This window comes from Pantoea sp. WMus005, from assembly GCF_013415305.1.
In the GTDB taxonomy this organism is placed as follows: Bacteria; Pseudomonadota; Gammaproteobacteria; order Enterobacterales; family Enterobacteriaceae; genus Pantoea; species Pantoea rara.
Genome location: NZ_JACBXU010000025.1, coordinates 1 through 274 on the forward strand (window position 1 = coordinate 1; position 274 = coordinate 274).

General features: G+C 49.3%; 1 rRNA gene. It reads right to left on the reverse strand.

What is annotated here, in order from left to right:
* A 23S ribosomal RNA gene (locus HZZ01_RS20765) occupies positions 1-111 on the reverse strand; the annotation flags it as partial.
* Between the last annotated feature and the right edge of the window lie 163 nt (positions 112-274).

Consider the following 274-nt stretch of genomic DNA (forward strand, 5'->3'; position numbering starts at 1 on the left):
TCGACGGCTGTAGCGGTTCATATCACCTTACCGTCGCTTTACGCAGATTAGCACGTCCTTCATCGCCTCTGACTGCCTGGGCATCCACCGTGTACGCTTAGTCGCTTAACCTCACAACCCACAGGCGCTTTACAACGCTTGCAAGTCACGAGCATTTGAGAGACTCGAACGCATCGTGCTTTTCATTCTTATTACGGAGAATGAAAACGACGCGTCGTTTCAATTTTCAGCTTGTTCCGGATTGTTAAAGAGCAAATATCTCAAACGCGCCACG